The 25,256-nt window shown below is 38.5% G+C and carries 21 protein-coding genes and 3 pseudogenes; 12 read left to right on the top strand and 12 right to left on the bottom strand.

The annotated features are described in order from the left end of the window. The first annotated feature begins 62 nt into the window (after nt 1–62). From MKY75_RS17880 to MKY75_RS17870, 3 genes are all read left to right on the top strand, one after another. Nucleotides 63–689, top strand: a complete 627-nt coding sequence (locus tag MKY75_RS17880; protein WP_318627503.1) for a type 1 glutamine amidotransferase family protein — start codon at nt 63–65, stop codon at nt 687–689. 51 nt (nt 690–740) lie between these two features. After that, nucleotides 741–1,265, top strand: coding sequence for a VOC family protein (locus MKY75_RS17875; RefSeq protein WP_340886135.1), 525 nt, complete (start codon nt 741–743; stop codon nt 1,263–1,265). Between the two features lie 311 nt (nt 1,266–1,576). Continuing rightward, nucleotides 1,577–2,701 carry a serine hydrolase gene (locus MKY75_RS17870; RefSeq protein ID WP_340886134.1) on the top strand — a complete coding sequence of 375 codons (1,125 nt, stop codon included), beginning with the start codon at nt 1,577–1,579 and terminating at the stop codon, nt 2,699–2,701. Nucleotides 2,702–3,055: 354 nt separating this feature from the next. Here the strand turns inward: MKY75_RS17870 and MKY75_RS17865 are convergent, their stop codons facing one another. The 7 genes and pseudogenes from MKY75_RS17865 to MKY75_RS17840 form a co-directional block, all read right to left on the bottom strand. Then, the gene (locus MKY75_RS17865) at nt 3,056–3,415 is read right to left on the bottom strand and encodes a putative zinc-binding protein (RefSeq protein WP_029515604.1); all 360 of its coding nucleotides are present in this window, start codon (nt 3,413–3,415) and stop codon (nt 3,056–3,058) included. Nucleotides 3,416–3,605: 190 nt separating this feature from the next. Further along, nucleotides 3,606–3,938: an Imm8 family immunity protein gene (locus MKY75_RS17860; protein ID WP_165149554.1), complete on the bottom strand. Its 333-nt coding sequence runs from the start codon at nt 3,936–3,938 to the stop codon at nt 3,606–3,608. A gap of 216 nt (nt 3,939–4,154) precedes the next feature. Beyond that, nucleotides 4,155–4,946 (bottom strand): hypothetical protein, encoded by a 792-nt coding sequence (locus MKY75_RS17855; protein ID WP_165149552.1) that lies wholly within the window; start codon nt 4,944–4,946, stop codon nt 4,155–4,157. Nucleotides 4,947–5,579: 633 nt separating this feature from the next. Beyond that, on the bottom strand, nt 5,580–5,762 hold the full coding sequence (locus MKY75_RS17850) for a hypothetical protein (RefSeq protein ID WP_238437884.1): 183 nt from the start codon (nt 5,760–5,762) through the stop codon (nt 5,580–5,582). Nucleotides 5,763–5,766: 4 nt separating this feature from the next. After that, on the bottom strand, nt 5,767–5,967 hold the full coding sequence (locus MKY75_RS25625; RefSeq protein WP_412178793.1) for a nucleic acid/nucleotide deaminase domain-containing protein: 201 nt from the start codon (nt 5,965–5,967) through the stop codon (nt 5,767–5,769). Nucleotides 5,968–6,038: 71 nt separating this feature from the next. Then, complete coding sequence (locus MKY75_RS17845) at nt 6,039–6,509, bottom strand: hypothetical protein (RefSeq protein ID WP_165149548.1); 471 nt, start codon at nt 6,507–6,509, stop codon at nt 6,039–6,041. Between the two features lie 9 nt (nt 6,510–6,518). After that, a pseudogene (locus MKY75_RS17840) lies at nt 6,519–9,478 on the bottom strand (contractile injection system protein, VgrG/Pvc8 family). 419 nt (nt 9,479–9,897) lie between these two features. Here MKY75_RS17840 and MKY75_RS17835 point away from each other — a divergent pair. Further along, nucleotides 9,898–10,464: a GNAT family N-acetyltransferase gene (locus MKY75_RS17835; RefSeq protein ID WP_340886133.1), complete on the top strand. Its 567-nt coding sequence runs from the start codon at nt 9,898–9,900 to the stop codon at nt 10,462–10,464. A gap of 460 nt (nt 10,465–10,924) precedes the next feature. Further along, nucleotides 10,925–11,092, top strand: coding sequence for a hypothetical protein (locus MKY75_RS17830; RefSeq protein WP_017426816.1), 168 nt, complete (start codon nt 10,925–10,927; stop codon nt 11,090–11,092). Between the two features lie 171 nt (nt 11,093–11,263). Here the strand turns inward: MKY75_RS17830 and MKY75_RS17825 are convergent. After that, nucleotides 11,264–11,515: pseudogene (locus MKY75_RS17825) on the bottom strand (phenolic acid decarboxylase); the annotation flags it as partial. Nucleotides 11,516–11,715: 200 nt separating this feature from the next. On the opposite strand from MKY75_RS17825, the gene MKY75_RS17820 reads away from it, so the two are divergent. Further along, nucleotides 11,716–13,956 (top strand): right-handed parallel beta-helix repeat-containing protein, encoded by a 2,241-nt coding sequence (locus MKY75_RS17820; protein WP_340886132.1) that lies wholly within the window; start codon nt 11,716–11,718, stop codon nt 13,954–13,956. 256 nt (nt 13,957–14,212) lie between these two features. On the opposite strand, the gene MKY75_RS17815 is transcribed toward MKY75_RS17820, so the two are convergent. Continuing rightward, nucleotides 14,213–14,350 (bottom strand): hypothetical protein, encoded by a 138-nt coding sequence (locus tag MKY75_RS17815; protein ID WP_238437882.1) that lies wholly within the window; start codon nt 14,348–14,350, stop codon nt 14,213–14,215. Between the two features lie 246 nt (nt 14,351–14,596). Between MKY75_RS17815 and MKY75_RS17810 the strand changes: the two are divergent. Beyond that, nucleotides 14,597–14,689 (top strand): annotated as a pseudogene (locus MKY75_RS17810) (recombinase family protein); the annotation flags it as partial. Nucleotides 14,690–14,722: 33 nt separating this feature from the next. Further along, nucleotides 14,723–15,394: a recombinase zinc beta ribbon domain-containing protein gene (locus MKY75_RS17805; RefSeq protein WP_238437881.1), complete on the top strand. Its 672-nt coding sequence runs from the start codon at nt 14,723–14,725 to the stop codon at nt 15,392–15,394. A 27-nt stretch (nt 15,395–15,421) separates the two neighbouring features. Here the strand turns inward: MKY75_RS17805 and MKY75_RS17800 are convergent, their stop codons facing one another. The 3 genes from MKY75_RS17800 to MKY75_RS17790 all read right to left on the bottom strand — a co-directional run bounded on the left by MKY75_RS17800 (nt 15,422) and on the right by MKY75_RS17790 (nt 19,666). Beyond that, complete coding sequence (locus tag MKY75_RS17800) at nt 15,422–15,709, bottom strand: hypothetical protein (protein ID WP_185156360.1); 288 nt, start codon at nt 15,707–15,709, stop codon at nt 15,422–15,424. A 429-nt stretch (nt 15,710–16,138) separates the two neighbouring features. Next, nucleotides 16,139–16,657 (bottom strand): hypothetical protein, encoded by a 519-nt coding sequence (locus MKY75_RS17795; RefSeq protein ID WP_165149542.1) that lies wholly within the window; start codon nt 16,655–16,657, stop codon nt 16,139–16,141. A gap of 3 nt (nt 16,658–16,660) precedes the next feature. Beyond that, nucleotides 16,661–19,666, bottom strand: a complete 3,006-nt coding sequence (locus tag MKY75_RS17790) for a polymorphic toxin type 43 domain-containing protein (RefSeq protein ID WP_165181854.1) — start codon at nt 19,664–19,666, stop codon at nt 16,661–16,663. A gap of 789 nt (nt 19,667–20,455) precedes the next feature. Here MKY75_RS17790 and MKY75_RS17785 point away from each other — a divergent pair. The 4 genes from MKY75_RS17785 to MKY75_RS17770 all read left to right on the top strand — a co-directional run bounded on the left by MKY75_RS17785 (nt 20,456) and on the right by MKY75_RS17770 (nt 25,253). Continuing rightward, complete coding sequence (locus tag MKY75_RS17785; protein WP_165149684.1) at nt 20,456–21,733, top strand: ABC-three component system protein; 1,278 nt, start codon at nt 20,456–20,458, stop codon at nt 21,731–21,733. Nucleotides 21,734–21,736: 3 nt separating this feature from the next. Further along, the gene (locus MKY75_RS17780) at nt 21,737–22,219 is read left to right on the top strand and encodes a three component ABC system middle component (RefSeq protein WP_164964587.1); all 483 of its coding nucleotides are present in this window, start codon (nt 21,737–21,739) and stop codon (nt 22,217–22,219) included. 3 nt (nt 22,220–22,222) lie between these two features. After that, a complete protein-coding gene (locus MKY75_RS17775) occupies nt 22,223–24,235 on the top strand; it encodes a DUF3732 domain-containing protein (protein ID WP_164964586.1) in 2,013 nt (670 codons plus the stop codon). Between the two features lie 232 nt (nt 24,236–24,467). Continuing rightward, a complete protein-coding gene (locus tag MKY75_RS17770; protein ID WP_164964585.1) occupies nt 24,468–25,253 on the top strand; it encodes an FRG domain-containing protein in 786 nt (261 codons plus the stop codon). Nucleotides 25,254–25,256: the final 3 nt, after the last annotated feature.

The following is a 25,256-nucleotide window of genomic DNA, read 5'->3' as shown; positions in this document are numbered from 1 at the left end:
TAATCACGGATTACCGAGGGTTGGTATCACTTGATAAATTATAAAATAAGGAGAACCTGTGAATGAATAGTACGGTATATCTGTATGTATTTGACACTATGGCAGACTGGGAGATTGGTTACTTAACTGCCGAACTGAACTCGGGGAGATATTATAAAAAGGGGCTGTCCCCATCCAAAATTGTTACCGTGGGACTGGAAAAGACTCCTGTAACTACCATGGGCGGATTGACAATACTGCCTGACATCAATCTGGATGAGTGCAGTATTGAAAGCACAGATGCATTGATTTTACCCGGTGGAAATACATGGACAGAAACCATTCATCAACCGATTTTAAAAATCGCTGAGAGGTGCTTAGAGGAAGGGATATGGGTTGCTGCGATTTGTGGTGCGACCATGGGACTTGCCCAGGCAGGATTACTGAATTCACGTTGGCATACAAGCAATGATCTGGAATACCTCAAAATGATCTGTCCCACCTACACGGGCGAAAAGTATTACAAAATGGAGTCTGCTGTAACCGATGGAAAACTAATCACTGCATCTGGAACAGCTCCTTTGGAATTTTCCGTACACGTCTTGAAAGCTCTGGGTGTGTTTTCTTCTAAGACATTAGAAGCCTGGTATAGTCTAAATAAGACTCGTGCATCCAAATATTACTATGAGTTGATGAATTCAATCCAATAAAGGAATAAGCATAAAACTGAACTGTTACGATCATTTAAAGGAGGAGTCAAAATGACTGAAAGCAGAGAATATACGGGAGTGTCAGGTAAATATACAAAGAAGGGGATACCCAACGGCTTTACATCTATTACCCCTTTTATTACAGTGAAGAATCCTTCTGAAGCAATAGAGTTTTATAAAAGTGTTTTTAATGCAAGGGTTAAGGATATTACTGAATTTCCTAATGAGAATGGCAATAAAATAATCGTTCATGCGGAATTAGATTTTGGAAATGGTTTTTTGCAGCTGGGAGCAGCGAATCCGGCATATCAATTGGTCTTGCCGCCAGATGGAGACCATGCGTGTTATTCTTTCGGAATTTACGTAATGAATGTGGATCAGGTCATTGAAAATGCGGTAGAAAGAGGAGCAAAAGTAAGGGAACCCGTTACAAACTTTGTATCAGGTGATCGATTCGGAAGTATACTGGACCCTTGTGGAGTAAGATGGTCTATTATGACCAGGATCGAGGATTTGTCAGAAGAAGAAAGCAGTCGTAGGGTTGCTGAATGGGCCAAAAGCTTGAGTGGAGAATAAATGCAATCACATTTTTGGTGAAATTATTAAAAGTGTCTATCTGCTGAAATGATGTTAAGGAAAGATTGAAGATAGAATGCATTGGTAATTTGTTCTTCAATGAGGTTCTAGTTGATAATGACTCTATTGCACAAATTTGTATAGGGATACCGTATCTTTGGTGGGCGGTTCCCTTTATAATTATTTTCAAAAAAATGGTTATATGTGGTTATTTGTATGATTACTAGCTTCTAAAAGAAAAGTGATTCCCGTGGGGAACTGTGACGGCTTATGTGAACTTCAGTCTAAGCGTGTCCATTAAGGAGCAAAGTATGAAAATAATTTTATTAATAGTAGCTATAATTTTAATATTTGTTCTCATATGTATCCTGTTTTTGCTCATTGCGAAGCGCCAAAATAATAAGAAAACAGAAATGGATGTTCTGAACTTTTTAAAGGAAAACCCGAGTAAAGCATCTTTGTATATGGTCAGAAATGGTATGGAGAAAATCAGCTATAACTCAGAAGTTAAAATGCCGCTTGCCAGCACGGTCAAAGTGATCATTGCTATCGAATTTGCTCGCCAAGTTGTGGCGAAAATATTAGACGAGCAGGAACTTGTTCCTTTAGAGGAATTAAATAAATTTTATATCCCTGGTTCCGATGGTAACGCTCATCATAACTGGATTCAATCCATTCGCACAAACCATAAAGAGGTTCAAGGAAAAATTACGTTATTGGATATTACTCAAGGTATGTTAGCATATAGTTCCAATGCCAATACAGAATTTCTGATGGCGAAAATGGGTTTGGATAAGATAAATGAGAATATTATCAAACTCTCACTTTCTTCCCATGATAAAATCTTTCCTTTTTCATCTGCGGGATTCATGTCTCCTTATACCCAAGAGACCGAAAACATAGGCTTTAAAGAGTCGATACAAAAGATAAGTGAGATGAGCTACGAGGAATATATGAAAAAATCTATTGAAATTCATCAGATTTTAAATCGTGATCAGGGGATAGAATGTATTCAGAAATGGAACACCAGGCAGAATTATGTACGAAAGCTTCAAGTGCTGGAATCGCGCAAGCTTCCTCGTTCAACGACTAAAGAATATGCTTACCTCATGAAGCTCATACACAAGGAGGAGTTGGTTCCTTCTACTATAAATCCATATTTAAAAATGCTAATTCAGCGACAAGTAGATAACTCCAAGTTAATAGAGTTTGGAAACAAAGGTGGATCTACCATTTCTGTTCTAACAGAGGCTTTATATTGTACGGATCGGGAAGGAAATGACATTCAACTAGCCATGTTTATTCAAGATGATTCTGGGGTGGATCATATTTGGCTCAAGCAGAAGCTGGATTTGTTTTTTTACAAATTATTAACGGATACTGCATTTCAAGAAGAGGTAAGAAGCAAATTATCATATGATAAGGGAAGAAATTGAATGTTTTTTTATTTTGTAAAAATTCTGCTGATTCCGCTTATACTTTACTGTATCATGGCTTACTTTCCATTTAAAAACCGTATTTCGTGTCTCTTTATGGTTTATTAGCGATATATCAAGTATTTATTTGTATTTTATCTAGTATTTCATACATTATATCCACTCCTTTAGAACGACGGTTTGAGAATTTGTGTACCAGGTATTTTAAATTGTGAGACAAATTCATTTAAACATTCAAAAATTATTCTCCTTATTAAAAAGATGTTGCTGTATAAAAATAATACTGGTGACCCTTAAAGATGTGTTAGGAGCCACCAGTAAAAATTCGATACACACTTTTATTTTGATTAAGAATTATTGTCCAATTTGTTCTAAGATTTGTGTGTAAGCATTCCTATAATGATCGGGGTTAGGATCTTCTCCTATTATCTTGGGTACGTCAAAGTCAGACAGCAGGAAATGGTGTTTGGCTTGAACCTCATGTCTTGCTAAGCAGCTCTTGCAACAGGACAAGGGACAGCCGTCAATTGCAATGATGTCACGTCCCGATTTTGCTGTTCTGACAAGCGGTTTGACATCACCACCAACACCAGCAATACAGGACATTTCAGCAACCTTTTCTCGATCCATTTGTATAGCGATCATGTTAGCGGTTTGTGCTGCAGAGGAACATCCAGAACATGAATAGACAAGAGGTAAATCAGTTCTTTTCATCTTTGTACACTTCCTTGTTTTTTCTTTGTGATCGATCACGGTATCTTTGGTTTCAGCTGAAATAAATTTAAAATTGTTTGTATTTTAACTTAAATTTACAGTCTAAACCGTGATCGTGATCACGACAATATTTTAGTAAAATCTGCTATGGGGCTAACTGTGTGTGTGTATAAATCAGCTAGATCCCCAATTATTTATCCATCTCCCAACGAAAATATGCAGATAGGTTTTTATATGCCTCATTAATATCATTATCTGCGCATTTATTAATGATACGATTTAATGTGGCTTCAAGTGTATTTTCATTAAAGTCCTTTGCTATAAAATGACCATGACCGATAATAATATCACCTTGACCTGCCATTCTATCTAACCTTTTAGGACTTACTAGTTCAAATGAAAACATGTCTGATGCTCCATTTATTTCACTGGGTCCGATATCTATACTATAAGTAATATAGAAGTCGTCTATATCTTCACCCCAATCCTCATACATCTTTGTTAAAGCCTTTATTATAAGCATTTAATTATCCTCCTATTCTTCAATATCAATATGAACGTTACTTATCTGTTTTGGTACCCGTGCTTAACCAGCGCTGTATTCTTCGAACACTTTCTCTTGTAAGTCAAACACGTTAAGATGTGGAGGGATCTCAAGTCATTGTTTTAGGGAAAAGATAGGGGCGTGTTCTATACAAAACGAAACAACTCTCGCAGTGACTTCTTTGGCGCTATGTTTTTATTTTGGTAGAGTGTAAATAACATCAAATGGGTTCTTATCTTCGAAAAACTCGGTGTATAGCTTTGCAACTTCGTTTGAACTCAAGTTCATATTAAGTCGCAATAAGTCCCCTAATTTCACCAATATGTCAGCTTCTCTTGAGGTTACTATTTTCTTTTGTACTATATGTTCTGTATTTTTTGGGGTTACCCATGCCCAATCATTCATGGCCGCTTCAGTAAATGGATATCCAAAAGATAACGAACTAACATGAGCGTATTCTGAACACAGAGGATGAACGATTAATAAAAAGGCTGCAATTATTCCTGAACGATATCTTATCCTTTGTGCTTTTTGAACCTCTTGAGCAAATGATTCTAGGTAATGAGGGATTTCTCCCCAATTAGAACGTCCCATTGAAACTAGTATTTCAACGGCAAATTTATGATTTAATTTATTGGCCAATTGTAAGAATATCTGATTGTTTGTACAGCCAGAGGCGGTAATTGCACCTAAACATCTTGCAGCTTCCTGAACGTTAGTCGCACCTTCTGATATAAGTTTCACATATTCGTCCAACATCGTATCGTAGCTAACGAATTCTGGAGATTCCACAATTGTTTCGATTAAAAGTGCCTTTGTACTCTGTTCTTTAACCAGAGGAATCATACTAACAAGTTGAGCAAAATAGTCACCCACTAATTCTTCTAAATTGCAATCATTTTTTAATAACTTTAGAGCAGCTACTATAACACTATCATCTTTATCTAAAGACGCGTTTATTATTAGGTGCATAATTTTTCCAATCACATATTTCTTCCTCTCAGGCTTAGATTAAAAGTCATCTTAATCTTTTAATTTGTTCTTTTGTTGATCTGACAAAAAAAATCCTGAGTAATTTTTCATTCGACGATAATCTATTCAAGCGGCTAAAGACTTTTTGAGTAACCGCCACTTATACGTTTGTATTGTTTAACTTATTGCGGTGTATAAAAAGAAACCACAACACGCGACTAGCACGTATTATGGCGTTTAATTTTACATACGATATGGAAATTTTCATAGACACTTTTAAATAGTTTCCGTAGTTCTATTTTATATGGTTTTATAATCCTGTTTCATTGTCTTCCATTAAATGTGACCAGTATCCTTAAACGTCTTTCATTGCTACAGGATCAATTTGGTCAAACATCTTTTGGAGTTCATGTGTATATTTTTGTGTACTATATTCATTTTGTTGTTTCATTTTCATTGCTAATTCATTTTTTATTAAAATGGAACAAAAAAATGTCTTCAAGTCTTTATTTATCATATATAAATGAGGTTCATGAAGGGGTGAAGTAGTAAAAAGTTCACTGCTGCTTTCTTTAAAATACAATCCACACGAGTTACGCATACCGAAACTTGTAAAATGACCAATTTTAATATACTGTACGCCTTCAATTAAATTTTTTGAAAAGTATCTAATCCATAGAATATAAAATCATTATATTCCTCTGGCACTCCGATACTGACCATAAACTCAGCATTATCATGACTTACACCGAGTCTTACTAATTCATTGTAATCATAGTCTCTTATTTCAGATTCATAGTAGTCACGAATCTCACTAATATCAATATCCACACTTTCACTTCTCCTTTAACTTTTCAAGCTCACTAAATAGTTCAGCATTTCCTCGATCCCTTGAAGCCTTATCTCCCCCATACTCAACGCTATAGGTTACTTCTGCATGAGGAAGTTCATTAGCAAGTAGTTCTTTACAATTATGACCACCAAGAACACAAGGTTCTCTCTCAGTATAAACACGTTTGACTATATGTCTGCCCATTTTTTTCTGCAGCAATTTTATCCTCAATGAAAGGCACTAAACCAATCAAGGTATTACGGAATTATCACTAACTATTGGGGCAGAGTTGGTAAAAAAGGTCGCTTGTTTTCCAATTCAAACCACACTTCAATATGCTTACATAATGGAGGAATGTCTGCTATTGCTTGTTCACACAAAGTTTCATAACTATCTCCTAAAATCTCTTTTAAGTTATAGTTTACAGCATATTCATCACTTAATTTCGCTTTATAAACTATAACTGGCTCAATTATATAATTCTTATGACGTGTGTTATTGCTGACATTTATACACCATTGAAGTTTACCACTAAAAGCATTGATACAATCTTCTAATTGTGTATATACTTCATTCTTATTATGAAATCTAAAATAAAACCCCGCTGGGCGGTCATAAATATTATTCGGATTATACATTGATGTTCTATGCCATTCAAATGACCCTAGTTTTGAGATAGTATAAGCCATTAACTCAGGATACGCTACCTCTCCATTTTCCGAAAAATAAATACTTTTAGGGGACATTGTTCTCACCTACTCCAAAGATTGTGTACTTACAGACACCTTTCCACCATTTAGCTTATTTATAGTATTCATATAATCTTTAGCATGAATCGGTTGGTCACTTAATCGAGGATCATAGACATACTTACCATCAGAATACACAGTATGGTAGTCAAAACTTTTTGTTTCACCATACTCAGTAACTTTTATTGTCCCATATTTTTCTGATGATGTTATTGTAATAATTTTACCTCTACCTCCTGACGCGTGTGCTAAATCTTCTGCTATTTCTGAACAATCATATTCTAAATTCGATTTGTATCTAGCAGCATTGGAGGACATTTCATTAACGACAGATTTATTACCTACAACTTTACCCGTCCCCTCCGTTTTAGGAGGTTTCTCCTTGGGTTTGCCTGCTTTTGAAGGCATAACTTCTGATGCGTTCTCAATAGGTTCGGATGCATTTTTTGTGGTGATGCTCTTCTGATCTATTCGCTGTTGGATTCTCCTCACATTTTCTCTTGCGAGCCTAGCGTTCTCAGATGCCCCTTCTTTGCTCTTTTTGGAGAATTCATATTTAAGGGCTCTACCTTCACCACCTCGACCGTCAAGTGGCACTGGCTCTGCAAATATGTTTGCATGGCTCATCCATCGTTGTTCTTCTGGTGTGATGCCCTCTTGATTAGATAGAATCAAAAAATCTCCTGGATAGTTTTGTTTCCAGTCATCGTAGTATTTAAAATCTGGATTTCCATTCGCTGTACGAACCACCCCGTCCTCAGCACGGTAGCTTCCTAGCGGAATTTCAGGTCTGCGATTTTCTAATGAAGACCAATAGACATAATCTCTTAGAATTTTCTCATATTCTTCATCTGTAAGCTCTGGTGGTGCAGCTTCTTTTTTCGCTTTAAGGGCTTTAGCTCTAGCTTCTTTTTCTGCTTTAAGAGCAGCTTCAGCCCTAGCTTTTTCTTGTTCTTTATATTCCCTCAGCATTCTATCTTTAACACTTTTAGGTACCTGTTGATAGGCATGAACCATGGTTTTCGATGTTGTCAGCAAGTTTTGGATCAGCTCTAATCGGCTGCCGGAATGTACTATTTGACGTGCGCTCGTATACACTTTCCCCAGAATCCATTTGCTATAGTAGGCATGTCTCGCTTGCTCATGTTCATACTGAGTAATTAACCCTTGTAATGCTAGACCAGCCAAGTGTTTCAACGGATGAATGCCGTTCCCCTTACTGCCTCCAACGGTAGGGGTTCCTTTGCTCCGAACAGGGATCGCTGCGGTTGCCCTCAGAATCACACCCGCCGCAGGTCCACTTAGCGCTCCCACAACAACGCCAGCCACTTTCCCCATCACTGGAATGGAGCCTAATAGCTTGGATACTGTCCCCATCATGGCATTCGCCTGTTGAAGCTCTGCTGGACTGGTGACTTTTGCTTTAGGGGTGGAGGCTTGGCTGCTAGATGAATCCTTGGCTGCTGACTGGGCTGCTTCATAGGCTTTGATGCTCATCAATGGTGGCTCAGGCACAGGAGGGAGGTCGGCTACGAAAACAGGTGCCTTCACCGTTCCTTCCTGATAAATCACTGGAGCTTTGGTATCCGTCTCACCATCCAGTACCATGCTACTGGCTCCGCCTTTTAAATACAGTGCCATTCCAGCTTCAAGTGAAAGCTCCTTCCCAGCATCGAGCTTCACGTGACCACCCTGAATCTGCACATTCCCCGGACTGCCGATCGTAATGCCGCTACCTTCATGTAGTGTAATGGAAAATTCACCGGAGGTGGATAGGGTCAGCTCCTGCTCAGACATTTCTACGCCACTACCTTGCACATGTCGCCATACCTTCACATTCGGCTGTCCATTCGCGTGGCGTTGTTGTTGAAGCGAATCCGTGACATAGGCATCCTGTTCGCGGTGGGTAGGCAGATACAATTCCACCTGTTCCCCGATTTCGGGCATATCGTACCAGCCGCTATGTTCTTCGGCAACATAACGGGTGGCTACGGGAAACCAGCACGCTTTGGCAGGATCTTGCTTCGGATCAATCTCTAGTTGAAGCTGTACAAAATCCTTCTGTACCTTGAGCACTGTTCCTGTCAGCGAAATTCCGGTGGCCTGATTGTTTTCATACCGGGCATAGCGGATATCTTGTTCGGCTTGAAGATCGTAACGGGTACGCAGCAAGCCATCCGCTAGTGCGGTCACTGCCCGAACGACGACCAGTTCTTTACCTTGTCCAATCGGTAACGTGATGAGGTCGCCCAGCGCATAGTATTGCAGGCTTCGATCATATAGGTGACATATGAGTCAGCACGTTCGCCTGGTTTTTCCGCATCCAACTCATGAAACGTTTTCCGAACTCGATAAAATACATCCCGCTCTACCTTATGCTGCTTGCCTTCGGGCATCCCGAAGAAAACCTTGGGCGAAGCTGCGGTTACCTCTGGCACAAGTACGGAACCAAAGCGAGAAGCGAGGCGTTTTAAAAACGCCCAATCCGGCTCATCATATTGTAAAACAAATGTCTCTAGTTTGGCATAGTTGCTTACTGTATCAATGGCATCTCCATATTGAAATTTTCGAACCAGCGCAGTGATCAGATCATCATAGGTGCGGTGAATATCTTGATAGGAGCGTCTTTTACGTTTAATATCCATCTGGTATGAATGGGAAGCGGCCTCCAATTCAAACGTATACACGCCTCGCACGCAGTGTACGGACATATGCGTAACAATCCCATGGAACAGCCTTCTCAGCGATTGTCCCTGATCATTCAACTGACGAATCGCAATCGGCTCTTGCTCTATATTATGACCGATACAAGCTGCTCCCTGTTCTTCGGAGAGCATGCCACTGATATGTAAATAGGCATGATCGTTAATGGTACGTGTTATTTGAAGTTGTTCGATGTGTAGGGGCTGAAAGGGACCATAAAAGCGTAGGCTTTCATATCCGATCCCATCTGATAATACGCTCAAGTGAGTTCATGTCTCCTTTCTAGATGCGATGGGTATTTCCAAGTAAAGCACGCAATCTTAAATTCGCTTCTGATTATAGAAGCCGCAGATAGGTGCAAATTTAAGTCAAGATAGATATGTATTACAAGGTTCGTATAAAGGTACGAGAGGTGATATTTAATAAACAACCCAGCATATGTATTTATCGGTTAAAAGAGAGATTTAGTTTACAGAATGACCCATTGGTTGGGAGATTTACTATGTTTATTTTTAGAAGTAGGAGTATGAGAGGGAAGTGTAACAGGAGTTAATATAAGAATATAGTGATACGCCACATGGTTTGCCATTATGATGCATTTTCGTGTTGGCAAATCAGTTACCTAAAACCTAAATGGTAGCCTGTCCAAACGATCTAAATTTAAAAATAATGGAGTGATAGAATGATAAGAGGACTTGTACTTTTAACTGGTGGGAATATTGAAGATTACTTACCAGACTTATATGATTGGAGTCTTACTAAAACCGAAAAAGAGCAACATACTTGCCGACCCATAATCGAACTTCCTCCATATAACAATTATAAAGAGAATGTACTGAAAAGGCTTGCAAATGGGCAATTAATATATATCTTGGTTGATAAAAGTAACAGTAATAAGCGGATAGGAAAGATACAGCTTTTTGACTATAATTCTCGAAATAAAAGTGCAGAGATCGGATACTATTTGCCTCTAAAACATAGAAAACAAGGATATGCGAATGTATTGTTAGAGCTATTTATAGATACCATTTTTGAACGTAAGGATTTGGAGTTGAACAAAATTTATGCAACGGTTGCAGCATGTAATCAAGCTTCTATAAAATTATTAGAAAAATTCCATTTTAAGCTGGAGGGAACTTATCGAGAGCATTATTGGTTTAGTGATGGTTCGATATGCGATCAATACCATTATTCTTTGTTAAAAAGAGAGTATGCTAGCTTAGCTGAAAAAGAAATAGAAGGAAATTAAACTATTATTTTTAAAATGGAACGAGTTAATTTCAAGTAAATCCGTTCCATCCTCTCGACACACGTTGAGGCCGTAGTAAAGCTATGTCGAGTCGATATATAGAGGTGCTTAATTGTAGCTTCCTATGTCCTTTACGAGCTGGGGAAAAGTTTATAGAAATAAGGTATGGCACAACAAAATAAATGTTTCGATTTTTTTGGATTTAAAGTGGTTGGACACATCCGATGTATTTAACTGAAAATGTGAGTATTCAAGAGAGCGTCCTTAGTTTGGCGTTCTTTTCTTTGTACGCTACCTGTAAGAATTCCTCAAGCAATAAGGTTATTCCCTTCTGTGACGTGCAATCAACTTGCTGTGGTACAATTACTTTAAATAAATACGAATGCAGGGAAGGTGAACCCCTTGGATAAATTTAAAGATCTGGAGAAATTGATTAAACTTACCGAAGAGACTTTCTGAGATGGATATTGTGAACAGACCTGAATTCTCGGAATGGGAGGATAAGCATCATTACAAGCAAGCATTGGAGAATGAAGCTTTGTACTGGCAGGGCATGAAGGACGGAGCACAGTTTGTATATGTTGTATTAGAGATGATGCTTCATGATGAAAAAGAGAAAGAAGAATAGCCAATGGAGATTAGATGGTTATAGAGAACATTAAAAAAGATGCTGGGCACCTACCAACCTGGTCATACCCCTGTCAAGTAGACAGGGTATGACCAGGTTGGTAGGTGTTTTAATTTGTCTTACGTTATGAGACACAGGCTCAGGCTTTTTAGTTCAATTCGTCTTGATTGACTATGCTTGCACCTTACCCGCACGAATATCATCTGTCATGCCCGCGTAAGGTGCCTGGGCAATCAACTTCTCGTTGTTCACACCTGCATTTTCAATGAAAGTAATATATGCGAATTCAGGAACTACATGCTTCGGATAAGTCTGATATTTTTCACGCGATTCTTCCATCAGAGGGATGAAATCATTTTGATAGCGTACTTTAATCTCTGGATGCTCATGCACCCATTTCGGAAAGAAAATAATACCATGCATGGTCAATGAAATGGCTGGATGGGTTCAGTATCGGAGAAGCTTCGCCGAAAGAATAATAAACTTTAAGTCGGTATAAGTCGATTAAATAATTAAGGGCTTATATATACACAAATTTCTATATTAGAACATACCTAGCAGTGAACTTAGGCCCAAGCGTAGAAGCCGTATCTAAAAATAGAATTCATTCCAGGAGGTAAGCTATGAATAAGAGAACAGGCTTTAGATTTTTAGTTGTAATTATGATGATTTATGTATTTACTTTTAATCTGGGTGTGGAAACTGTAAAGGCAAATTCCGTATATTATGTTTCTACAACGGGGAATGACATCACTGGAACCGGTACACTATCAAATCCATGGAAAACCATACAAAAGGCAGCAGATACCATGAAAGCCGGAGATACCTGCATCATACGAGGTGGTACATACCGGGAAACAGTAACACTTCATACTTCCGGAAGTTCTGCAAAACCCATAAACTTTGAGGCTTATACAGGAGAGAACGTAACGGTATCCGGTGCCGATCCGGTTACTGGCTGGAAAAATTACTCCGGATCCATCTATTATGCGGAAATGAAGGGTTCCCTTGGAACAAAAAATCAGATATTTGTTAATAAGCAAATGCAATTTGAAGCCAGATGGCCCAATTCACCAACACTTGATCCCTTAAATTCAAAATATGCAACAGTTGATTCCGGTTCCACTACAACCATCAAGGATGGAAACTTAACTCAGGCACCTGGATACTGGGTTGGCAAAACGGTTTGGAGTGTTCCGGGAACAGGCTACAAATCTTATAAAAGTACCATTACCAGCTCAAGTGACGGCTCCATTACCTTTGATCAAATAGATACTGCAGCGACAGGCGGTAACAGCTATTATATTACTGGTAATCTTAAAGATCTTGACAGTGCGGGAGAATGGTATTATGACAGCATTACTGGCAGACTTTATTTATGGGCACCTGGTGGAGTTGATCCGAATACTTTGACAGTAGAAGCAAAGAAGCGGACTTATGCATTTGATTTAAGTTCCCGATCTTACATAAATATTACCGGAATTAATATCTTTGCCTCCAGCATTAAAATGTCGAATTCTAATTACTGTAAAGTTTCTAATATGATTGCGGAATATGTCAGTCATGATTCGGATGTTACCAGACAATACAGTACAGGGATATTTATGTCCGGTACCAATAATGAGCTTAGAGACAGTACTTTGACCTACAGTTCCGGTAATCTGGTGAGTATAGAGGGAACAGGAAATAAGGTAATTAATAATCTTATTCATGAAGCAAATTATTCGGCAGCGGATATTCCGGCAATCTATCTATTGGGGGCAAACCATCTAATCAGTCATAATACGGTATATAACGCTGGGCGTCATCTGATATTTATGCCTACCCAAAACAGCCAGATACAATATAATAATCTGTACAATGCAGGAAAGCTGACAAAAGACTGCGGAATACTCTATGAATTTGCCTGGGATGGGCAAGGGACGGTAATTCATCATAATTACATCCATGATAATCTGGCAAAGAATTATTCCGGCACTGGTATCTATCTGGATAACGGTAGCAAGGGCTATATTGTGCATCATAATGTTGTATGGGGAAACTATACAGGGATAAGATTGAATACACCCAGTAATTTTAACCTGATTTATAACAATACCACCTACAGTAACGGAAATGTAGGATATTGGGGAAGTAATTTTCAGTCAGATATGTACGGCGACAGAATTTTCAACAATATCTTTACTACAGCCTTTACACTGCCTGGTACTCATATAGAGGGAAATAATATTACCTCAGAAACTAATCCGTTATTTGTGAATCCCACAGCATATGATTTCAGGTTGCAGTCTACTTCTCCAGCTATTAATGCAGGGGTTGTAATATCTGGAATCACGAATGATTATGTTGGTGCGGCACCGGATATTGGAGCATATGAGTTCGGTGGAACTGACTGGACTGCCGGGCATGATTTTTCTTCACCTCCGGACCCGGTTTTTGAGAGTGTCAGCTTACTTTATGTTAATAACGTAAGGCAATCTGATTTCGAAAAAGGGATAATCTCACCATGGGCAGCAACATATTCAGATACTGCTGCAAGTGTATCGGTACCAAGAAGCGGCTCTAAGAGTGTTAGATTGGGACCCGGAGAAGATGGTATCGAGCAGGTACTTACGGGGCTAAGTCCTAATACCAGCTATATGTGTACCGCCTGGGTTAAGGCAGACATAGGCGAGCGGATTCAGATTGGCGTTAATGGCTTTGAAGGAACGGATGCATCCGCAACATCTGACAGTACATCCTGGACAATGGTAAACATTCCTTTTACAACCGGAGCAGGCGCTACCAGGGCAACAGTGTATGCTTACAAGAATCCTGGTACAGCATATGTTTATGTGGATGATTTTGGGGTAGTTGAGCAATAAATTATTTTACTGGTTTTATGTTTGACAGAATTGTCAGAAAGTCAGAAAAACCAAGACTGCCTTGGGGCAGATGGATCAGGAGGGACACTTTCAGTAGAAAATACTTCCAGTGGACAGAAAGCTCGATATGTTGTCTCTAGTATGTAACCATCTTCAAATGAAAAGCTTTTGCGATAAGGTTGTACATCTGCCATCATCGGCAGAACAGGTGTGAAATTGGCGTTATCCAAAATTTCCAGCTTCGTATCAAAGAACATTAATCTGTCCCGACCTTGATTTTAGGTAAAGGAAGAGCAAGCCGGATACTTGTCGGAATGCCTGTTTCATAGGTAGCTGAGCGTTCACCTTCCTGCTTATCTATTAGACCAACCGAAGCGAGCATAACTTTGCTCAAGATTGGTAAGTTCCCGCACATGTAATTGAAGTTCGTCCAGACGGTCAGTAATTTGGTCCATTAACAACGGCAGAGAATCAAAAAGATCTTTTCCCACCCAAGCGAAACCATAGGGAGGAAGGTCAATCGACAGATGTAAATGCCTTTCTATAGGTCGCTTGTTCGGGCGCTCCATGGCAGGTTAATGGACCTCTACCCGAATTAGGAACTGATCATAAAACTTCAGACTCTTGACCGACTGTAACAATTGAACATAAGGGACAAGAGCAGCAATATCTTATAGAGGATAACCACGAACCAATTGTATCCAAAGAAATATTTGAAGCGGTGCAAAAGGAGAAGAAACGGAGAGCCCAGCTGAAAGGGAGTGTGATGGGGGAGAGTAAAAGATACTCCAGCAAATATGCACTGAGCAGTAAAGTATATTGTGGATGCTGTGGAGCCATTTTTAAACGCCGAACCTGGAATAGCAATAACCCATCCAAAAAAGTGGTATGGCAGTGCAAAACGTATGTCAATGAGGGTAAAACAGCATGTGATGCCAAATCGGTTGATGAGCAAGTTTTACATTCCGCGTTTGTACGATTGTTCAACCGGATGTATGAGAACAAGGAAAGATTGATTAAAACGCTGAAAGGAAATATTGTATCGGTACTTTCCAGCAGAGTAGAGCAAGAAACACTATTGGACATTGAAGGAAAGATGCAACAATTGAAATCCGACTTGAAGGAATTAGTGAATCTTAAGCTACGGAATCAGATTGATGAGATTGTATATGATGAAGAAACGAACAGACTTTCCAGCGAGCTAAACGAGCTACGGCAACAGATGCTGATATTAGAGGAGGAAGAGGATCAGAAGGAGAAAACCAAGGAACGAGTCGATGAGATTATTCAACTTTTGAGCTCACGGCAAGATATACTGGAACAATTTGATGATAACCTATTTAATGCGTTGGTGGAGAAGATAACCGTTCTCTCACCAGCGCATTTTGTTTTTACCTTGAAAAGTGGAATGAACATAGATGAAATTATTGGGGATTAATATTACATTGTTAGATGAATTGATGGGCTAACGAATATTTGTGGGTTGTATGACGGGAAGGATCAATCGAATCCCGTCTTTAACTCCTTCTATATAGATGGATTGCTTGTCCTGACTTAGCTGATAGCCTATAGCTTCTTCCCATTCGGATAGCAGACGTTGAATATCCCCGTTTTGGTTGGTTTTGAATCGATCCATTTTGGTAAATAGATTTTTATCCTCTGATGAAAATGAAGCCTGTTGTTCACTAGCGAGTTCTAACTCATAAAATCGTTGGCGTAACGCTTCTTGAAACCATTCTGGCCAATCTGACATAGCATATTTTCCCTCCCGTAGTTGAAGTGCGTGTATGTTAACTCTGATGGGGAGGGATGGCAAGTCATTTTTTTGCGTAGGGATGTTGAATTATCTTTAAAAGTATATTTTTCATTAAGAGAATTTTTGGTTTATACATAGATTTGAATATTGAAAAAATCCCCATTTAAGTAATGAGTATAACAAAAAATAGGTCAATCATGGTAGTATGTGACCATAATCGACCTGTCAATGTAACGGATTAGCGTTATTTGGGTTATAAAAATAAAGCATCTAATGTTCGTACAACCGAAATGTAGGAATCTTTATACGGGTATTACAAGGGTTAGATGTATTATTGGTTGAAAGATGGGTTCATTCGGCACTGGGTAGCCCCTACCAAAGAAAAAACCTTGAAAGGCATAAAGCCAATCAAGGTTTGAAAAATAACTACTTCTGTTCAATGTTCCTTAGTATCTTTCTTACTCTGTGACGTAACTTTTGTGAAGCCCACCGTGCATTCACAATTTTAGATAAGTAATCCACTAGTTCACTTTGTTTAATTAGAGACAATTCTTCAAACCAATTTAATGCTAGCTCTACCCAATAATCTGATTTTTGTTCAAAACCAATTTTAACAATTTCGGCAAAAGGGAAGACGTCCTCTAAATTAACAAATATCTTATAATTTGCTAAGGCTTCCCTTAACGAGTTATGGACTGTTTTTCTTTGTTGTTCTAATAGTACTAACAGGCGAAGATATTTCCAAGGTTCGTCTAGTATTCTTATTCCTTGGTTCTCGTTAATAACCCATTGAGCATCAGTGGATAATCCAATAGTTGGATTATGTTCCCCAATTGTCATAAGTGGAATCCACTTTACCGTTATTTCAGAGTCTACTAGATGGGTAATTATTAATTTGTCGGATGGTACTTGACTTTCAATTAGTGCTTTCAATTGATTGTTCATGTTTTATCTACCCCAAATCTCATGTTTTACAGGCAATCCATAGTTCCCCACTACCTCTTCAAATTGTTTTCTCACCTCAGGAGTCCAGTTCTGACCATAGTGACCACTATTCTCAGTAGTTAATATTTCTCCATTCGGCCCTCTACTAAATGTACCACCCACTACAGTTTTACCATCAGCATTTATTGTTTGAGCTAACTTTTGGTGTGGTGAACCAGTAAAGGAACTATTGTTCGGTTTGCCAACAACGAAAGTATTCGTTTTAGGGTCAAACACAAACTCAATTCCTTCTTTTGGATAATAATTTTTTATGGCCTCTACAGATTTAGAAGAGGAGTTTACCCCAAGTACACCAGAAGTCGGGCCTGAACCTTTCCAAGTAGGAACATTACCCGTCCCCTCAGTTTTAGGAGGTTTCTCCTTGGGTTTGCCTGCTTTTGAAGGCATAACTTCTGATGCGTTCTCAATAGGTTCGGATGCATTTTTTGTGGTGATGCCCTTCTGATCTATTCGTTGTTGAATTCTCCTCACATTTACTCTTGCGAGCCTAGCGTTCTCAGATGCCCCTTCTTTGCTCATTTTGGAGAATTCATTTTTAAAGGCTCTACCTTCACCACCTCGACCGTCGAGTGCAAACGGCTCTGCTGTTAGGTTTGCATAGCTCATCCATCGTTGTTCTTCCGGTGTGATGCCCTCTTGATTAGATAGAACCAAAAAATCTCCTGGATAGTTTTGTTTCCAGTCATCGTAGTATTTAAAATCTGGATCTCCATTCGCCATACGAACCACCCCGTCCTCAGCACGGTAGCTTCCTAGCGGAATTTCAGGTCTGCGATCACCTTCTAATGAAGCCCAATAGACATAATCACTATAAATTCTCTCATACTCTTCATCTGTAAGCTCTGGTGGCGCAGCTTCTTTTTTCGCTTTAAGGGCTTTAGCTCTAGCTTCTTTTTCTGCTTTAAGAGCAGCTTCAGCCCTTGCTTTTTCTTGTTCTTTATATTCCCTCAGCATACTATCTTTAACACTTTTAGGTACCTGTTGATAGGCATGAACCATGGTTTTCGATGTTGTCAGCAAGTTTTGGATCAACTCTAATCGGCTGCCGGAATGTACTATTTGACGTGCGCTTGTATACACTTTCCCCAGAATCCATTTGCTATAGTAGGCATGTCTCGCTTGCTCATGTTCATACTGAGTGATTAACCCTTGTAATGCTAGACCAGCCAAGTGTTTCAACGGATGAATGCCGTTCCCCTTACTGCCTCCAACGGTAGGGGTTCCTTTGCTCCGAACAGGGATCGCTGCGGTTGCTCTCAGAATCACACCTCCTGCAGGTCCACTTAGCGCTCCTGCAACAACGCCAGCCACTTTTCCCATCACTGGAATGGAACCTAATAGCTTGGATACTGTCCCCATCATGGCATTCGCCTGTTGAAGCTCTGCTGGACTGGTGACTTTTGCTTTAGGGGTAGAGGCTTGGCTGCTAGATGAATCCTTGGCTGCTGATTGAGCTGCTTCAAATGCTTTGATGCTCATCAGTGGCGGCTCAGGCACAGGAGGGAGGTCAGCAACGAAAACAGGTGCTTTTACCGTTCCTTCCTGATAAATCACTGGAGCTTTGGTATCCGTCTCACCATCCAGTACCATGCTGCTGGCTCCACCTTTTAAGTATAGCGCCGTGCCAGCTTCGAGTGATAGTTCCTCGCCTGCACCGAGCTTCACATGACCACCCTGAATCTGCACATTCCCCGGACTGTCGATGGTAATGCCGTTACCTTCATGAAGTGTAATGGAAAATTCACCGGAGGTGGATAGAGTCAGCTCATGCTCAGACATTTCTACGCTGCTACCTTGCACATGTTGCCATACCTTCACATTCGGCTGTCCATTGGTGTGGCGTTGTTGTCGCAGCGAATCCGTTACATAGGCATCCTGTTCGCGGTGTGTTGGCAGATACAATTCCACCAGTTCTCCTACTTCAGGCATATCGTACCAGCCGCTATGTTCTTCGGCAACATAACGGGTGGCTACCGGAAACCAGCACGCTTTGGCAGGATCTTGCTTCGGATCAATTTCCAGTTGAAGCTGTACAAAATCCTGTTGTACCTTCAGCACCGTTCCTGTCAGCGAAATCCCGGTGGTCTGATCGTTTTCATACCGGGCATAGCGAATATTCTGTTCAGCTTGAAGGTCATAACGAGTACGCAGTAAGCCATCTGCTAAGGTTGTCACGGCTCGAACCACGACCAGTTCTTTGCCTTGTCCAATAGGTAACGTGATGAGGTCGCCTAGTGCATAGTATTGAAGGCTTTCAATCATATAGGTGACATACGAGCCAGCACGTTCTCCCGGCTTTTCCGCATTCAACTCATGAAACGTTTTCCGTACTCGATAAAATACATCTCGCTCCACCTTATGCTGCTTGCCTTCTGGCATCCCGAAGAAAACCTTGGGCGAGGCTGCGGTTACCTCTGGCACAAGTACGGAACCAAAGCGAGAAGCGAGGCGTTTTAAAAACGCCCAATCCGTCTCATCATATTGTAAAACAAATGTCTCCAGTTTGGCATAGTTGCTTACCGTATCAATGGCATCTCCGTACTGATATTTTCGAACCAGCGCAGTGACCAGATCATCATAGGTGCGGTGAATATCTTGATAGGAGCGCCTTTTACATTTAATATCCATCTGGTATGAATGGGAAGCGGCCTCCAGTTCAAACGTATACACGCCTCGTACACAGTGTACGGACATACGTGTAACAATCCCATGAAACAGCCTTCTCAGCGATTCTCCCTGATCATTCAACTGACGAATCACAATCGGCTCTTGCTCCATATCCTGTCCGATGCATGCAGCTCCCTGTTCTTCGGAGAGCATGCCACTGATGTGTAAATAGGCATGATCGTTGATGGTACGTGTTATTTGAAGTTGTTCGATGTGTAGGGGCTGAAAGGGACCATAAAAGCGTAGGCTTTCATATCCGATCCCATCTGATAATACGCTCAAGTGAGTTCATGACTCCTTTCTAGATGCGATGGGGATTTCCAAGTAAAGCACGTCTTCTTGAAATTGCTTTTGATTAAAGAAGCCGCAGATGAGTATAACAGTGAGTCCATATAAATATGTATAACAAGGTTTGTACGCTAAAAAGGGGCAGGAGGTGATATTTAATAAACAACCCAGCATATGTATTTATCGGTTAAAAGCGAGATTTAGTTTACAGAATGACCCATTCGTTGGGAGATTTACTATTTGCATTTTTGGAAGTAAGAGAGGTGGGAGGCAAGCTTTAAGTAGAGTAAGTAATATCCTTTCCGTCGTTTTGGCATACGTGAAAGTAAATGTTTGTAATATGTCTGGAGCATGTGTTGAGGAATCTTAGGTGAACATATTATAGAAATAACAGTTGATTATGAGATTAATTGCTTAATTTGTTGGGGGCTTATTTTAAGATGATTTCACTTCATACACTAACTGTTTGTAACCCTTAAGTAGTTCTAAAGTAGTAGGATGTGGATGAAGTAATTTGAATAACTAGCTATTCTGTTTCTCTGCACTTGATTAAAGCTAATAACCTTTCAAGATATTTTTGCTGAAAAAGCCTCGTAAATATGCCTATATATGGCTCTGTTTTGTTTGTAAGTAAACAATATGGGGGGATATTTGACTAAATTTTAATTACACAAAATCAAATTGGGGAAGCCTAATAAAAATGTATTCAAAGTAAAACATATGTTCGGGAGGAAAATGTTACATAATGTCGAAAATAGATACTAGTTCAAAAGGTTTATTTTTTTGAATTTTAGTTTTAACGGACTATTTTTAAAGGCCAAGGAGAGGATTGTCATTTCTAATCTGAAAGATAAGCACGAAAAGCACGTAGCTCCCGGTAGCCTTGCAGGATATCTCTTCCAACCCGAAAGAGCCTTGTTTTGGCTAGTAAATAGCAAAAGTGGAGCGAAAATAGGGATTGAGACAGAAGATGATGTTGTGAAACAAGCCAAAAGCGATAATGAAAATAATGTGTATGAACAAGATAAGCATTCTATTTCTAAAAATATACCGTTTGGTAACCATAGTAAAGATTTGTGGAATACTCTCCATATTTGGTTAAAAGCAATTTCAAGCAAAGAAATAGATGTGAAAAACGCTGAGTTTCACTTGGTTACAAATAAAATTATTGAGGACGGAATAGTAAAGTCAATTGCTACTGCTCAAACTAAAGAGGAGATCACTAATTGTGTGGAAAGTTTAAGGAATATAGCTTTGGGTGTTCCCACTGGTGTAAAAGTTTACGCAGAGAAGGTTTGTGAGTATGATGGCGAAACTATAAGTATGTTGATTGAAAAAGTTGTTCTGTGCGATGGGAATGCTAATAGCTATGGCGACGGATTAAAAGAAGAGATGAGATCAAAATTACTTATACCAGAAAGTTTACCTTTTTCAGAGATATACGACTCGTTACTCGGATGGGTGCATAATTTTGCAATGAATTGTTGGAGAAATGACAAACCAGCTTGGTTACCAAGAGACACTTTTGCAGAATATTACCAAAGAATAATTTCTCGATATAAGCTTAAGACATTTGTTGAAACGGACCATTCATTAATTCCACTTTCTTTAGTCGATAAAGAAGCTCAATACAACGAACTTTTTGTAAGGCAACTTTATATACTAGCACTTGAGCAAGATAATGACATACTTACTGATTCAATTGAGGATTACTTAAGGTGTAAACATGAAAGAACAAGATTGAGTATCCAAGGGAACATTACTAAGGAGGAAATGGATAGATTCGATCAAAATCTATTTGAAAGATGGAAAATTATTTTTGCTGAATTTAACCGTAAGTATAAAAGAGGACAGAAAACATGCGATGATATAAACGATTTTGGTGCAGATATGGGTTTTAGTATTCTGACAAAAACATTAGATCATAGAGAGCCGTTAGCGGATCAACCAACAGAGCAATATTATTTAACCAGAGGGAGTTATCATAGATTAGCTAATAATAATAAGCTACAAATTGGTTGGCATCCTGAATATAAAATGCTGCTTGGACAAGGAGAATAAAACTTGACTGATTTAGATGAATACGAAGTGGTTCAAAATATTGCGTTGGGTTCACTTGCTCTTTGGTCTTTTTCAGTAGAGTACTATAAAACATTGGAAGAAAAAAGAGGAATTGATTTGCCGACACTTATGTTAGTGCTACCCTTAATTTATAATGAGTCCATTACAAATTCAGTATATAAAAGGAAATTCAAAGGAGGGCTTTTTAATTCATTAAATGATGATAAAGCTCTCTTTGTAGGTTTACAAGAACGTATGCAAGATATGTCAGCACTCTCACTAAAATCACTTAATCTATGCCTTTCTGGAAAATTATTGATGTATCAGCATAATAGTTATGAGTTTGTTCCTATTAGAATGGGAACCTCTAATCTTGGTTACGCAGAGTCTATAAAAAAAATATTATCTGCTTCAAAACGTTTTGGCTATTGGTTTGCAACTATTGAATTCAACGAATTATGTCAGCTTTTAAAAGTGAGGTTTTAACATATGGACTTTAAGATTAATAATATTATTTTATGGCCAAGAGATTCTAGCAAAAAAATAAGGAATCTAGAATTTAAACTAGACAAAATAAATGTAATCACAGGTGACAGCCAAAAAGGTAAATCTTCTATAATACCAATTATTGATTATTGCCTTGGAAGTTCCAAATGCACAATCCCAGTTGGGTTAATTAGAGAAAAAACTGAGTGGTTTGGAATTGTTGTTAGTGTTGAAGGAAAGAAGACTTTATTTGCTCGAAAAGAACCAGGAGTCCATAGTCAAAGCTCAGAAGTCTTTATTAGGGAAAATGTTGAAACTGACAAATTACCTAGGCCGACGGCAGAAAGAAATGTAACTTTTCTTAAAAACAGATTAAATGAGATTGCCGCTTTGCCTTATCTTACTTTGGCAGACGATTTTGATGAGAATGCTGCAGGGAAAAGAGCAAGTTTCAGAGATTTTTCCGCATTCCAATTTCAGCCTCAACATATAGTTGCTAATCCGTATACACTATTTTATAAAGCTGATACTTATGATAATCGAGAGCGTTTGAAAAATATTTTCCCGTTAGTACTTGGTGCTTTAGATAAAGAAACCCTAATTTTAAGGCAAGAACTAAAAGAACTTGAACAGGAATATTCTAAAAAGATAAAAGAATTAAATGAAGTTAAACGTACTACAGAACATTGGATTTATAGAGTGAAAAGTTATTACTCACAAGCAAAAGAGTATGGGTTACTTCCAAATGCTCCAGACTTTATGATTGGATGGTCGACTCAAGTCTATATTAAATATCTAGAGGAAGTTCCTCAATTAGTTAGCTCCAAAATTTTCTTAATTGAAAGTCAGGCTACTAACAGTGCTGTTAATGAATTAAATTTACTTCTGAATGAAGAACTAGAGTTATCTCGTGAAATTGGAACTCTTCGACAAAAGCTCTATAAGATGTCGAGGCTTTTTGAATCTGAGAAGCTTTATCATGACTCCTTAGAAAAACAGCAGGAAAGATTACAACCAACTAACTGGCTTCAAAAATTGGTGGAACCTCGTACTACATGTATTTTCTGTGGTTCTGAGAACAGTAGCGCTTATGAAGAACTTAATAGGCTATATAATTATCAAACTAAAATTAGTATAAGTTCGAATGACATTGTAAGATCCTACGATATGTTAGATAGAGAAATCGTAAAAATTAGAGCAAGGTTAAGCGAACTAGAAAAATCTCTAAATAACATCAGAAAACAGAAAAATAATTTAGAAGTAGAATCAGAGGAAATTAGGAAAATTAGGCAAACAGAGCAAGAGGTTTTTCGTTTTGTTGGAAGATTAGAAAAGGCATTAGAAGATTATAGATTTGTTCATGAAGATCACAATTTGCAAGATGAAGTGACAGAACTTGAAAAGCAGATAAATATCTTAAAAGAAAAAATAAATCCTCAACAAATTAAGATGAATTTGAAAGAAGCATTAAAAAATATATCTAGTAAAATAAATAGATATGCTGATTTTCTTGGAGTGGAAGATGCAGATCACCCTATTTCATTGGATATTACTAATTTAACGTTAAGGAAGACCTCTGGTAAAAGAGAAGATTTTTTGTGGGAAATTGGTAGTGGTGCAAATTGGATGGGATATCATATTGCTACGATGCTTGCGTTGCATGAGTTCTTTAAAGGGTTAAATTGGAATCCTGTTCCTCATTTTTTAGTAATAGACCAGCCCAGTCAGGTATATTTTCCTGAAAAAGTTATCGAAAACGAAAACACAAAAGAAAACGATGAAATTGAAAAAAAACAGATACCGCAGTTTAAACAAGAAGATGTAGTTAGAGTAGAAAAAATATTCACTGCGCTGTCTACTCATTTAAGTTTAAAAACTCTTAATAACTATTCCACTCAAATTATAGTAATTGAACACGCTGATGAGATTACGTGGAAAAGCGCTGAACATGACATACATGTGGTTGCGAGGTGGAGAGATGGAAATGATGCATTGATCCCCGAGGAATGGTTATGAATAAAATTTAATTAAAAGCTAAAGTGAGTATAGAGTCCTTTTTATAAGATGATCTGATAGCCACGAAGAGTGGACTATCTCTGAAGAGTAGATATTTGATCTCTACATCTTCCTGTCTGTTTCTCAAACAGGTAAATGTACCATGACTTTATAAAACCCGAGAAACATGGATTTTAAGATAGAAATTAATTGGTAAATTTTGAATTACCTATAAAGGAGAGATAAATTAAATATGGTAGGAACAAATACAGTCCCGGCTGTAAGTATTATTCCCCCAGTTACATCAATAATTGATTATTTAGAGAAAGTCCAGAATCTCTATTCGGGGAAAGATTTACTATGGTTTCGCGGACAGGGTAAAGATTATGAAAGATTGGTACCCAAATTAGTTCGACAAGAAAATGGACTAAGATTAGAGGAAAGTATATATTTTAGATTTCAATCACGAGCTATTCCTCTTCTGGATAAAGTCCCTAGTTCCTATTTTGAATGGCTTTTTGTAATGCAACATTATGGTATACCAACAAGACTATTAGACTGGACGTCTGACGCCCTGATTGCACTTTCATTTGCTGTAATGAACCGTATCGAAGGCCAAGATTATAATGCAGTAGTGTACTGTTTGGAGCCGTATAAATTAAATAATGAATTTACAAGAACCCATCAAAAACCTGAAAAGTTTATTCCAAATATAATCATGGAAGAAGTTGTGAATATTTTTAGTTTGAGAGGTAACAATCACTATAGATTTCCTCTAGCATGCGTGGGCCCTTTAAATAATATAAGGATTGTTGCTCAGAAAGGGGCATTCACGATTTTTCCAGCAAGACCTAATGAAGAGCACTCATTAAAACATCTAACTGAACTAGGAGATTTTATCACTACAATAGAAATTGATAAAAATTTTATAGCTCAAATCCAGGATGAGCTTAGAAAATTAGGCTTAACGCAGAATTCAATATATCCTTCCTTAGAAAATCTTTCATCTGAGATTTCCAAAGAATTTAATTTGTATTGAGGA

It is taken from the genome of Paenibacillus sp. FSL L8-0663 (assembly GCF_038008125.1).
GTDB lineage: Bacteria > Bacillota > Bacilli > Paenibacillales > Paenibacillaceae > Paenibacillus > Paenibacillus polymyxa_D.
The sequence above is the reverse complement of the archived record's forward strand: the minus strand, read 5'-3'. Positions and strand labels throughout refer to the sequence as shown.

Excerpts from the sequence above, each read along its gene's own strand:
- MKY75_RS17880 (WP_318627503.1), top strand. The coding sequence starts at position 63 with ATGAATAGTACGGTATATCTGTATGTATTTGACACTATGGCAGACTGG.
- MKY75_RS17875 (WP_340886135.1), top strand. The coding sequence starts at position 741 with ATGACTGAAAGCAGAGAATATACGGGAGTGTCAGGTAAATATACAAAG.
- MKY75_RS17870 (WP_340886134.1), top strand. The coding sequence starts at position 1,577 with ATGAAAATAATTTTATTAATAGTAGCTATAATTTTAATATTTGTTCTC.
- MKY75_RS17865 (WP_029515604.1), bottom strand. The coding sequence starts at position 3,415 with ATGAAAAGAACTGATTTACCTCTTGTCTATTCATGTTCTGGATGTTCC.
- MKY75_RS17860 (WP_165149554.1), bottom strand. The coding sequence starts at position 3,938 with ATGCTTATAATAAAGGCTTTAACAAAGATGTATGAGGATTGGGGTGAA.
- MKY75_RS25625 (WP_412178793.1), bottom strand. The coding sequence starts at position 5,967 with ATGGGCAGACATATAGTCAAACGTGTTTATACTGAGAGAGAACCTTGT.
- MKY75_RS17845 (WP_165149548.1), bottom strand. The coding sequence starts at position 6,509 with ATGTCCCCTAAAAGTATTTATTTTTCGGAAAATGGAGAGGTAGCGTAT.
- MKY75_RS17835 (WP_340886133.1), top strand. The coding sequence starts at position 9,898 with ATGATAAGAGGACTTGTACTTTTAACTGGTGGGAATATTGAAGATTAC.
- MKY75_RS17830 (WP_017426816.1), top strand. The coding sequence starts at position 10,925 with ATGGATATTGTGAACAGACCTGAATTCTCGGAATGGGAGGATAAGCAT.
- MKY75_RS17820 (WP_340886132.1), top strand. The coding sequence starts at position 11,716 with ATGAATAAGAGAACAGGCTTTAGATTTTTAGTTGTAATTATGATGATT.
- MKY75_RS17805 (WP_238437881.1), top strand. The coding sequence starts at position 14,723 with ATGGGGGAGAGTAAAAGATACTCCAGCAAATATGCACTGAGCAGTAAA.
- MKY75_RS17800 (WP_185156360.1), bottom strand. The coding sequence starts at position 15,709 with ATGTCAGATTGGCCAGAATGGTTTCAAGAAGCGTTACGCCAACGATTT.
- MKY75_RS17795 (WP_165149542.1), bottom strand. The coding sequence starts at position 16,657 with ATGAACAATCAATTGAAAGCACTAATTGAAAGTCAAGTACCATCCGAC.
- MKY75_RS17775 (WP_164964586.1), top strand. The coding sequence starts at position 22,223 with ATGGACTTTAAGATTAATAATATTATTTTATGGCCAAGAGATTCTAGC.
- MKY75_RS17770 (WP_164964585.1), top strand. The coding sequence starts at position 24,468 with ATGGTAGGAACAAATACAGTCCCGGCTGTAAGTATTATTCCCCCAGTT.